The following is a 10,108-nucleotide window of genomic DNA, read 5'->3' on the forward strand; positions in this document are numbered from 1 at the left end:
CAGGAAAATTTCAAAAGAGCTTCAAGTTGAGCGGAAAGTTGTAATACCAGAAGGTCGGCTCCCGGTTTGCCGCTGATCTGCACCCCGATCGAAAGGCCCGACACGCTCCTCAACCAAGGGCCCGAGACATCCCCGAAACTGTTGAACGACAGCGTCCCTGTGGCTGGCCAAACCGGGACGTTTCCTTTGCTTGTCACCTACGACCGCTTAGGGCCCGAGGCGGACGAGCGGCGTCGGCGGCTTTGCGGACGATGGAGATGCTCAAAGGCCCAAGACGGATTTGACGGAGCCGGCCGTACTAAACGACCAGTCAATCGGCTTGTTCTCAATCAAGAAGATAATCGCGTTCTCTGGGTTGAAGCCAATTCCGTCGAGCCGATCGCGCACATGCTTGAACAGTGCTTCCTTCTGGTCGTCAGAGCGTCCGGCAAGCAGGGCGATCTCGATGACCACAGTTGATGCAGGATCCCTCCTTCCCAAGAATGTAGGATGAAGGATCATGTCGCCTGCCGGATACGAGAAACTAGGCAGAAATTGTCATCCGGGTTCACGCCACAAGTCTCTACTAGGCTGTCGTGCAGCACATCGTTGATAATCTATCCTATCACGCCAACAAACCCATCTTGGACCGGCTCATGAAGGAAGCAGGCTTCGATGGCAACAATGCCGTTTCGTCTCTGCTGGACAAAGCCTGGCGCACCGAAGGTGCTTCACGAAGACGACTAAACAGCTATCGAATCCAGCCCGTTGCTAGCGCGGCCGCCCAGTCGGGGCGGCCGTTTGCTTTTGCAAGTCTCGACATCGCCATGTGATCGTAGGCGACGTTGCGGAAATAGGGTGTCCAGCCGGACGCGGATTTCTCCAGGATGGCGTAGCTTGCCATCGGATGGCCGGTCTCCACCTTGTGCGGATAGGGTTTGTCATCGTCATAAGCCGGGCCGCCGACGCTGCCGGGATTGACGATGAGGCGGCCGTCGCGAAGCTGGACAAGGCGCGAAATATGGCTGTGGCCGCACAGGATCAGCGGCAAATCGATCCCGTCCGCGAGCGCCTCGATTTCTTTCAACGGCTTCAGAAACACATGGCCCTCCGGAGCGACGGATTCCAGCCAGTAGAGATTGTCATCCTTAGGCGTCGCGTGGCAGAGATAGACTTCACCTTTGTAGATGAGATCGCTCGGCAGAGATCGCAGCCAATCGAGATGACGCGGTAGAAGCTGCTGATAGGCAGCTTTATCGGAAGCATGCATGGATTCCGGCTTCTGCTCGATCAGGTAGCGGTCGTGGTTGCCGCGGACTGTCGGAAGGGCGAGCGAGAGAAGCAGCTCGGCGGTCTTTCCTGCTTCCAGGGGGCTACTGAAGCAATCGCCGAGATCGACGATATCCGAAATGCCCTGCGCGCGGATATCGGCAAGCACGGCCTCCAGAGCCAGATGGTTGCCGTGGATATCGGCGATCGCCGCAAACCGCATCGGCTAGCTCCCGCGATAGGTGGAATAGCCGTAAGGCGAGATCAGCAGCGGCACGTGATAATGCGCGCCGGTGTCGGCGATGCCGAAGCGGATGGGTACGAGATCGAGAAAGGCCGGATGCGGCAGCGGCATGCCTAACGCGCGCAGATAATCGCCGGCATGGAACAGCAGTTCGTAGGTTCCTGCCTGGAAATTCGCGCCTGAGAGGATCGCGCCGCCGTCGACACGGCCGTCCGAATTGGTCTCGACCGTCTTGATGTGGTGGCGGATATCCCCCTCCAGGCGAAAAAGGTCGATCCTCAGCCTTTCAGCAGGCTTACCGGAGGAGGTGTCGAGAACATGGGTCGTCAGTCCGGTCATAGAGCTGGCTCGCTGATCGTGTATGAGGTTTCGAAGAAATGCTCTTGCAGATTGTCGCCGGGACCGTCCCTGTCGACAACGAGAAAGTCGCTTGATTGGCCGAGCACGAGCAGCGGGTGATGCCAGACGTTGCGGCGATAGTTCACGCCCTGGTCGCCATGTGCGAGAAACACCTGCGGCCTGCCGGGCTTTCCGTCCTGATCTTCCGAAACCACGACCAGAAACGGCCGCCCGGAAAGCGGCGAGAAGCTCTGGCTGCCGAAAGGATGCCGCTCCATCATGCCGATCTCATAGGGAAAGGCGCGCGGCTGGCCGCGGAAGAGATTGATGATGACGCGTGCGCCCTCGCCTGCCGCCTCGGCCGTAGCCAGCGCATGAAAGCGTTCCGTCGTGCCGCCGTTGATATACCGCATTGTTGCCGGATCGGCCTCGATAACGTCGCCGAACGGCGCGAAAGCAGTTTTGGTGAGAGGCTGGATGTCGAGAAGGTCTGTCAAATGTCATTCACCCTGGGCGTGCCAGTGACGCAATCCATGCAGTTGATCGAGAAGATCGGGGATGGCTGTTTGCGCAGTATCCCAAACGGTGTCTAGGTTCATGCTCATATAGCCGTGAGCGATCCGGCTTCTCATTCCGCGCATCTTTTGCCAAGGCACGTTGGAAAATTCCGCTGCAAACTCGGGATATTCCTCCATGATGCGCGATGTTGCCGCGCCGATCATCAGGAGGTTCATTCCAACTGCGCGCTGTCTCACAAGGTCCTTCAGAAATTCATCCTTGCTCATGTCCTTGACGAAATCGATGGTTTCGAATGCGACCTGCTGCATCTCGTCGAGATAGGTTCGAAGCCGATCGATACTCATACAGGCTTGGCTTCCTGCAGGACCCGGCTGCGGACACGTTCGGGAAAATCGCCTGGCGTCAGAACGTGGATTTCCGTCCCGGACATCAGCGCCTGCAACTCCTCCAGCAGCCCGCCGAGATCGAAAAGCGTCGTCCCCGGCAGCGCATCGACGAGAATATCGAGATCGCTGTCCGGCCTGTCCTCGCCGCGGGCGACGGAACCGAAGATGCGCGGGTTCGCCGTGTTGAAACGCGTCGTGGCGTCGCGGATCGCCTGCCTGTTCTTTTCCAGCACTTCCGATGGCTTCATCGAGGCATCACTCCTGATGCCTCGAATATAGGTGAGCGGCGATAAAGAAGAAAGAACTCACCCCTTCACCCCGAAGAGCCGCAGCCGCATGATGCCGCCATCCGGATGCATCGCGATGCGGACATGCGTCACCGGCCCGATATCGGCGATGGCATCCGCGCCATATTCGTGGATGTGGTCCATCTGCAACTTGGTGCGTGTCAGTATCGGCTTCCAGTTTTCCGAAGCCGCTGTGTCCACTTCGCTCAGCGTATCGCCAACATCGGGCAGATATGCGCCGAGAAGCTCGCAGGTATCCGGGAAATTGCCCTTGAAGAAGGCGGTATCGACAATGACGCGCTTGATTGTGCCGGGGTGGCCGAGGCGGATAACAGCCCAGTCGTGACCCGGGCCGCGGCGGCGCTTGGTTTCCCAGCCGTCGCCCATATTGATGCCGCGTCCGGGGCCGAGCATCTTGTCCGGGTGGCCGTAATGGGCGTCCGACCAGGCAAGCGACTTCGCGCCATTGAATATACAGCCGAGGTCAACTTCCTCGCTCGCGCCGACCTTCGACCAGTCGAAATAGGCCGAGCCGTAGACGCGCAGGCGCGCGACGCCGCCATCGGGATAGATATGCAGGCGCAGATGCGTCCAGATCTTCTCCTTGCCGGCATTCTCGAAGAAGTGATGCGCGCTTGGCCCCAGAGGCGACTTCGCGAGGATTTCGGTCCACACCGTTGCATCGGTCGGATCGCCGTCTTCGACGAAAGCGGCCTCGATCGAGCAATGCGGCGGATAGTTGCCGGTAAAATAGCTGGTATCGACGTCGAAGCCGAAGATGCGGCCGGGCATGGCAAGCTTGACGATCGCCCAGTCATGGCCGGGCACGCGCTTGCGGCGGCTTTCCCAGCCGTCCATGTACTTGCCGTTGTCGTCGTAAAGGTCCGGATCGAAGCTCGCCGGCACATCCTGCAGCATGCGCTCCAGCGGCGCAAAGAACTCGTCCGTCGCATAGAGGCCCCTGGCGCCGAGGCGCGCGGAAGCAAGGTTGATCGCGCCGTTCGCGAAGGACGGCAGGCTGGCATTGGTATTCTCGGTCATTCACTTCTCCGGAAGCATGGATGTCAGGCGCAAAAGCGCAATCTTTTCGACTTCAGCGCAGGCGGTCGCAAGTTCCTCGTCGCGGCTGTTGCCGATGCGTTTTTCGAAAGCCGCAAGAATATCGTCCTTGTTCAGTCCCTTCACGGCGACGATGAAGGGAAAGCCGAATTTCTGGACATAGGCGGCGTTGAGTTCGGTGAAGCGGGCATGCTCTTCGCGGCTCAGCCGGTCAAGTCCGGCACTTGCCTGCTCCTTCTTGCTGTCTTCCGTCAGTTCGCCGGCGACTGCCAGGCGTCCGGCAAGATCGGGATGGGCGCGAAGCACGCCAAGACGCTCTTCCTCGCTTGCCGCGCGGAAGATCGCGACGAGCGGAATGTGCACCTTGTCCACAGTCAACTCATCGCCAATGAAACCGTCGTCATAGGCGCGCTCGGCAATGAAGGGCGAATGTTCGAAGACACCGCCGAAACGCGACACGAATTCATCCCGCCGGATCATCAGGTCATGTCCTGCTTGTGGTTCTTGTGCCAATGCTCGGCAATCTCGATGCGGCGAGGGATCCACACGTTGTCGTGCTTCAGCACATATTCGATGAAACGCTTCAGGGCTGCAGCGCGGCCGGGCCGACCGACCAGACGGCAATGCAGGCCGACCGACATCATCTTCGGGCTGCCGGCCTTGCCTTCTTCGTAGAGCGTATCGAAGGCATCCTTGAGATAAGTGAAGAATTGATCGCCGGAATTGAAGCCCTGCGGCGTCGCAAAGCGCATGTCGTTCGTTTCAAGCGTATAAGGAATGATGAGGAACGGTTTGTCATCAACCCCCTTCACCCAGTAGGGCAGGTCATCGGCATAAGAGTCTGACGAATAAAGGAACCCGCCCTCCTCTTGAACCAGCCGCAGCGTATTGTCGGAGGGCTTTCCCTGGTACATGCCGAAGGGGCGCTCGCCGGTGAGTTCGGTGTGGAGACGCACCGCTTCGAGAATGTGCTTGCGCTCGAGGTCTTCCGGAAAATCCTTGTACTCCAGCCAGCGGTAGCCATGGCTGGCGATCTCCCAGCCGGCTTCTTTCATCGCCGCGACGGCCTCCGGATTGCGGGCCATCGCAAGCGTCACGCCGTAGACGGTCACCTGAACCTTGAGCTCGGTGAACATACGCCAGAGCCGCCAGAACCCGGCGCGCGAACCGTATTCGTAGATCGATTCCATGTTCAAGTTGCGCTGGCCGGGCCAGGGCGCCGCTCCCACGATTTCCGACAGCAGGTTCTCGGACGACGGATCACCATCGAGGATCGAGCTCTCGCCGCCCTCTTCGTAATTGATGACGAACTGCACGGCGAGGCGGGCCTCGTCCGGCCATTTCGGATCGGGGGTATTGCGACCATAGCCGACGAGATTGCGCGGATAGGTATCGGAAGCCATCAAATCACCTTTTGAAAGTCAGGCGAAACGGTAGCACCCAGAGACGGAATGTCGAGACGGAAACGCGAAACTGACTTTCGCCGCTACGGCACAAGTCGCCGCCTCTGCGGCTGGATCATCGTGAACCTCGCGGGATACCCCGGCGTTCAGGCCGGGGAGGAACGCGAGAGCGGCCTTGGGCCGCTTCCCGCTGGGATTTGACATATTCGGCGATCACCGAGAGCGGTGCGCCGCCACAGCTTGCCGCAAAGGAGGACGGCGACCACAAAACGCCCTTGTGGTAGCGCCCGGTGATTTCCGGGCGGCTCTCGCGCAGACGTCGGCTGGATACGCCGTTGCGGCTGTTGACCAGCTTCGACAGGGCGATCTTCGGAGGGTCATGCACCCGCAGGGGAACATGATCGTCCTCGCCGTCGCATTCGATCAATTCGGCCTCGAAGTCGCGACACAGCTTGGCGAAGATGCGCCGCCGGTGGCGGATTGCCGGTTCTGACAGAACGTCACGGCGGTATTTCGTGACAAAGACCAAATGACCATGGAGCATGTAGACGACATGCCTGCCGGTGCGATCCACGGTTGCGCTCCTTGGAGCAATTGATAGAATCGTAACATGATCCACCGCGCTTTCCGCTACAAGCTCGCTCCGACCGCCGAACAGGAAGTCCTGTTGCGGCAGTTCGCGGGGGTTGTGCGGCTGGTCTATAATCTGGCGCTGGAGCAGCGCAGGGACTGGTGGCGGCATTACCGGCGGCAGACCGGGAACCGCTTGAACGACATCGCCCAGGCGCGGGAATTGACCGCACTGCGGGCCGCGTTCGACTGGATTGCCGCCGTGCATGTGACGCCCCAGCAGCAGGCCCTGCGCGATCTGGATAAGGCGTATGCCAACTTCTTGGCCGGGCGCGCAGGATATCCCTCGCGGCCCGCAAGAAGGGCGTGAACGGCGCCTTCCGCTTTCAGGGGCGGGAGATCGAGGTCAAGCGCCTGAACGGCAAGTGGTCCGCCGCGCGCCTTCCCAAGATCGGCTGGGTGAAGTTCCGCGACACGCGGCTCCTGCGTGGCAAGACCATGAATGTGACGGTGAGCCTGGCGGCGAACGGCTGGCACATCGCCTTCGCCTGCGAAATCGACCATGCCGTCCCGCAAAACGATTTGCCCGCCGTGGGGATCGACCGGGGCGTGGCGAACACGCTGACGCTTTCGACCGGGGAGCATTGGTGGATGCCTGCCGGCCTTGCGGAGATCGAGCGCAGGAAGCGCAGGGCCCAGCGCGTTCTGGCGCGGCGCAAGCGCGGGTCGCGTCGCCACGCGAAGGCCCGCCGCCGCGTTGCCGCCTTGCAGGCCCGTGCTGCCCGCATCCGGCAGGATTGGCGGCACAAGGCCAGTCTTGATATCGCCCGTCGCTTCGCAACGGTCGTGCTGGAAGACCTCGCCACGCGCAACATGACGCGCAGCGCCAGGGGAACCGTGGACGCGCCCGGAACCAACGTCTGCCAGAAGGCGGGCCTGAACCGGGCGATCCTCGAACAAGGCTGGCACGGCTTTGCAACCGTGTTGGCCTACAAGCTCGAAGAACGGGGCGGATACCTGTGCAAGGTCGATCCCCGCCACACCTCGCAGACCTGTTCGGCCTGCGCAGCCGTGGACAGGGAAAGCCGCGAAAGCCAAGCGTCTTTCCGCTGTTGCCAATGCGGCTTGCGCGCCCATGCCGACCACAATGCTGCAATCAACATCCTGCGTCGGAACACGGCGTCTATGATCGTGGAGGAAGGGCAGCGGCTCTCCGTTGAAGCGATAACCATCGGCGGAGCTTCGCGCCCCCTCGGAAATCCCCCGCTTTTCAAGCGGGGGAAGATGTTAAATGCCTGCGGCCCGCAATAGCGCGACGCAGAAGACGCCGAGCGCCACGGAAACGAGCATCGGCAGACGGAGTGCGGCAATGGCGGTGAGCGCGCAGGCGATCGTTTCCGCAATGCCGGTGGCAAAGGCGGTCGGCGCGACGACCGCCATCAGAACGGCAGGCGGAATGGATTCGATCGCCTTTCGGCGGCTTCCCTCCAAGGACAGATGCCACACGAGCACAAGACCGCTCAGGCGCGTGAGCACCGTCACGGCTGCCATGGCGATGATCGCGACAAGGGTGGAGAAATCGACTGTCATTGCGTTACCTCCACGCGCCGACTGCCGCTGGCAACTGCCGCAAGCAGACCGGCGCCGGCGCCGGCTGCGATGTACCAGACGCCTGGTACGAAATGTTGGGTCGCTACCGCGGCCGCACCGCTTGCGATAAGCACAGCGCCGGTTTCCGGTCCCTTCCAGAAGCCCATGACGAGCACGATGAAGACGGCCGGAAAGGCGAAATCCAGTCCAAGCGCCACGGGATCACCGAGGAAAGCGCCGAGCGTCGCGCCCGCAAGGCTCGAAAGCACCCAGGCGAGATAGAAGGGCGCGGCAAGCCCAGCGAACCAGGCGGGCGTGAGCCGCGCAAGACCGGCGCGGAATTCCGCCATCGCCCAGATCTCGTCTGCAAGAAACAGGCATGCGAAATAGCGCCTGCGTCCGCCAAAAGCCTGCATCTTGGTGCCGAGCGAAGCACTCATCAGCACATGGCGGATATTGACGAGCAGGGCCGCAAAACCGACGCTCGTCCACGAGGCCGGATGCGTCCAGATATCCATTGCCACGAACTGCGAACCGCCGGCAAAGACCAACGCGCTCATCAGTGCCGTCTCGACCGGGGAAAGCCCTTTCGTGACCGCGACCGCGCCGAAGACGAGGCCGATCGGTATGACGGCAGCGATGAGCGGCGAAATGGCTCTCATGCCGCCCAGGAACTCCGCCCATTTTCCATTCTCATTCACGACAGGATCTCCGATTTGATGCGGAGGTTTTAGAATGGAGATGAATGGTAGTCTTGAACGAAAGTGACTACCGCGCGCGGTATTGGCCGGGCGTCACGCCGGTGCGCGCCTTGAAATGCCGGCTGAAATGCGCCTGGTCGGCGAAACCGCATTCGAGCGCAATCTCCGCCGGCTGTCCGCCAGCCTGCAGCTTGCGCCGGGCAACGCGAATGCGGATATCAGTGAGGAAGGCGTGCGGCGTGATGTGGAACTCCTTGCGGAAGGCGCGTATCAGATGCGCACGGCTGAGGCCCGCCACGGCGGCGAGTTCTTCAAGTCCGACATCAAAGGCGTAGTTTTCCATCAGGTAGTCACGGGCGCGCTGCACGGCCGACCGCTCCTGCGTGTCGATCGGCACGATAATTGAACTGCCGTGATGCCGAAACATGGCCTCGAGCACAAGGAACATGCCCTGACTGGTCTCCAGCGCACCGGCCCCCAATTCCAGCGCGCGGTGCGCATCATAAAAAGCCTCGGCAAGCCGGGGATCGTGAAGGATCTGCTTGCCGAAGGCCGGCATGCCGCTGAAGGTGCGGCCGGTGACATCTTCCAGGATTTCGCGGAAGAGTGACGTGTCCGGGTAGATCATCCGGTAGCGATAGCCGCCCTCGACAGGCACGCCGTCATGGATTTCGCCCGGATTGATCAGATAGAGATCGCCCGGCCCCGAGCTTTCGCGCGCCCCCCGGATCGTCGCGATCTGGCTGCCGCTTTCGATAGCGCCAATGCTGAAGGTCTCGTGGGCATGCGGCGCGAACTCATGCGTCAGGAACGTCGCGCTCAGGCACTCCATGCCGCCGAAACGGCTGTCACGCCAGAATCGCGTCGTCTCCGCTCCAGACAGCGGCATGGCTTCGGTTGCCTGTTCCTGGGAGATGTTGTCCATCGGCCGGATATAGCATCTTTGGGCCGCCCATTCTTGAACAAAAGTGATCAGGCGATCTTGCGCGCGCTGACCTTGCCCATCGGATGCAGCGAATGGACGCGGAACGGCCCGCCTGTGCCTTCCTCGATCATCAGCGCGATGTTGGCGACGGTGACCGGCTCAGCGAGAACAGGCTCGAAGACGTTACGCAGCGCCTGCTCGATGCGCGGCATATCGACAAGATTGACAGGACCCGTCACAGGCATGTGGAAGCGGAACTCGTCCATCACATAGGGATTGCCCCAGCGATGCAGGTTGGCAAACTGCGCGGCCGAAAGCCCATCCGGATCGATGCGCTCGATCTCGGCTTCGGAAAGGGGTGCACGGAAGCGGTCGAAATGCTGCACGACCGCAGAAGCGAGATAGTGCATGTGTTCGCAGGGGACCGACGGCACGAGGCTGAAGTAATTGCGCAGGCGCGCGACCTCGATCCTTGGAATCCGGAACGGCTGGAAGCTGCCGGAAAAGCGCATCATATCGCGTAAAAGTTGCGTTTCCGAAACATCGGGTGCAAGATGAAACGGCGCCTTCAGCACACCATGGAAACCGTAGCGGCGCGGCACGGCAGTATGGAACGCTATATCGTGGATGCCGATGCCGCCAATGGCCGGAGGTTCGACCATCTCGCCGGAAAAGACGTTGCGGCCAAGCCAATTGGCCGCCACCTGGCTGAGCGGATCGCTCGGCGTCGGCGTGAAGCAAATGGCGTAGCGCATGCAATCTCCTCCACCAAAGGAAGGGCGCGCAGACGATTCCGGCGCCGTCGATGCGCAAGCAGATAGGTGATTTGCATGACAG

The 10,108-nt window shown here is 61.0% G+C and carries 16 protein-coding genes; 2 read left to right on the forward strand and 14 right to left on the reverse strand.

Annotation, left to right across the window (positions count from 1 at the left end; all coding sequences use genetic code 11):
* Nucleotides 1-261 precede the first annotated feature (261 nt).
* The 10 genes from ISN39_RS12055 to tnpA all read right to left on the reverse strand — a co-directional run bounded on the left by ISN39_RS12055 (nt 262) and on the right by tnpA (nt 6,059).
* The gene (locus tag ISN39_RS12055) at nt 262-501 is read right to left on the reverse strand and encodes a tautomerase family protein (RefSeq protein ID WP_210388695.1); all 240 of its coding nucleotides are present in this window, start codon (nt 499-501) and stop codon (nt 262-264) included.
* Nucleotides 502-730: 229 nt separating this feature from the next.
* Entirely contained in the window at nt 731-1,471 is a 741-nt protein-coding gene (locus tag ISN39_RS12060) for a metallophosphoesterase family protein (protein ID WP_194727648.1), read from the reverse strand.
* Between the two features lie 3 nt (nt 1,472-1,474).
* A complete protein-coding gene (gene uraH / locus ISN39_RS12065; RefSeq protein ID WP_194727649.1) occupies nt 1,475-1,831 on the reverse strand; it encodes a hydroxyisourate hydrolase in 357 nt (118 codons plus the stop codon).
* On the reverse strand, nt 1,828-2,328 hold the full coding sequence (locus ISN39_RS12070; RefSeq protein ID WP_074069131.1) for an ureidoglycolate lyase: 501 nt from the start codon (nt 2,326-2,328) through the stop codon (nt 1,828-1,830). Before ISN39_RS12070 ends, uraH begins: the two co-directional genes overlap by 4 nt.
* Before the next feature lie 3 nt (nt 2,329-2,331).
* Nucleotides 2,332-2,694: a DUF86 domain-containing protein gene (locus ISN39_RS12075; protein ID WP_074069132.1), complete on the reverse strand. Its 363-nt coding sequence runs from the start codon at nt 2,692-2,694 to the stop codon at nt 2,332-2,334.
* A complete protein-coding gene (locus ISN39_RS12080; RefSeq protein ID WP_074069133.1) occupies nt 2,691-2,984 on the reverse strand; it encodes a nucleotidyltransferase family protein in 294 nt (97 codons plus the stop codon). Before ISN39_RS12080 ends, ISN39_RS12075 begins: the two co-directional genes overlap by 4 nt.
* Nucleotides 2,985-3,041: 57 nt before the next feature.
* Nucleotides 3,042-4,064: an allantoicase gene (gene alc, locus ISN39_RS12085; RefSeq protein WP_194727650.1), complete on the reverse strand. Its 1,023-nt coding sequence runs from the start codon at nt 4,062-4,064 to the stop codon at nt 3,042-3,044.
* Nucleotides 4,065-4,562: a 2-oxo-4-hydroxy-4-carboxy-5-ureidoimidazoline decarboxylase gene (gene uraD / locus ISN39_RS12090; protein WP_074069135.1), complete on the reverse strand. Its 498-nt coding sequence runs from the start codon at nt 4,560-4,562 to the stop codon at nt 4,065-4,067.
* Nucleotides 4,562-5,485: an allantoinase PuuE gene (puuE, locus tag ISN39_RS12095; protein WP_194727651.1), complete on the reverse strand. Its 924-nt coding sequence runs from the start codon at nt 5,483-5,485 to the stop codon at nt 4,562-4,564. Before puuE ends, uraD begins: the two co-directional genes overlap by 1 nt.
* Before the next feature lie 115 nt (nt 5,486-5,600).
* Nucleotides 5,601-6,059, reverse strand: coding sequence for an IS200/IS605 family transposase (gene tnpA / locus ISN39_RS12100; protein ID WP_281438282.1), 459 nt, complete (start codon nt 6,057-6,059; stop codon nt 5,601-5,603).
* Between the two features lie 36 nt (nt 6,060-6,095).
* On the opposite strand from tnpA, the gene ISN39_RS12105 reads away from it, so the two are divergent.
* A complete protein-coding gene (locus ISN39_RS12105) occupies nt 6,096-6,425 on the forward strand; it encodes a helix-turn-helix domain-containing protein (RefSeq protein ID WP_194727652.1) in 330 nt (109 codons plus the stop codon).
* Nucleotides 6,422-7,366: an RNA-guided endonuclease TnpB family protein gene (locus tag ISN39_RS12110; RefSeq protein ID WP_194727653.1), complete on the forward strand. Its 945-nt coding sequence runs from the start codon at nt 6,422-6,424 to the stop codon at nt 7,364-7,366. Before ISN39_RS12105 ends, ISN39_RS12110 begins: the two co-directional genes overlap by 4 nt.
* On the opposite strand, the gene ISN39_RS12115 is transcribed toward ISN39_RS12110, so the two are convergent.
* The 4 genes from ISN39_RS12115 to ISN39_RS12130 form a co-directional block, all read right to left on the reverse strand.
* Nucleotides 7,343-7,645 (reverse strand): AzlD domain-containing protein, encoded by a 303-nt coding sequence (locus ISN39_RS12115; protein WP_194727654.1) that lies wholly within the window; start codon nt 7,643-7,645, stop codon nt 7,343-7,345. The genes ISN39_RS12110 and ISN39_RS12115 overlap by 24 nt on opposite strands.
* On the reverse strand, nt 7,642-8,307 hold the full coding sequence (locus ISN39_RS12120; protein ID WP_194730170.1) for an AzlC family ABC transporter permease: 666 nt from the start codon (nt 8,305-8,307) through the stop codon (nt 7,642-7,644). Before ISN39_RS12120 ends, ISN39_RS12115 begins: the two co-directional genes overlap by 4 nt.
* Nucleotides 8,308-8,413: 106 nt before the next feature.
* The gene (locus tag ISN39_RS12125; protein ID WP_194727655.1) at nt 8,414-9,271 is read right to left on the reverse strand and encodes an AraC family transcriptional regulator; all 858 of its coding nucleotides are present in this window, start codon (nt 9,269-9,271) and stop codon (nt 8,414-8,416) included.
* A gap of 47 nt (nt 9,272-9,318) precedes the next feature.
* Nucleotides 9,319-10,026: a DUF1045 domain-containing protein gene (locus ISN39_RS12130; protein WP_074069139.1), complete on the reverse strand. Its 708-nt coding sequence runs from the start codon at nt 10,024-10,026 to the stop codon at nt 9,319-9,321.
* Nucleotides 10,027-10,108 lie beyond the last annotated feature (82 nt).

Source organism: Rhizobium sp. 007 (assembly GCF_015353075.1).
GTDB lineage: Bacteria > Pseudomonadota > Alphaproteobacteria > Rhizobiales > Rhizobiaceae > Rhizobium.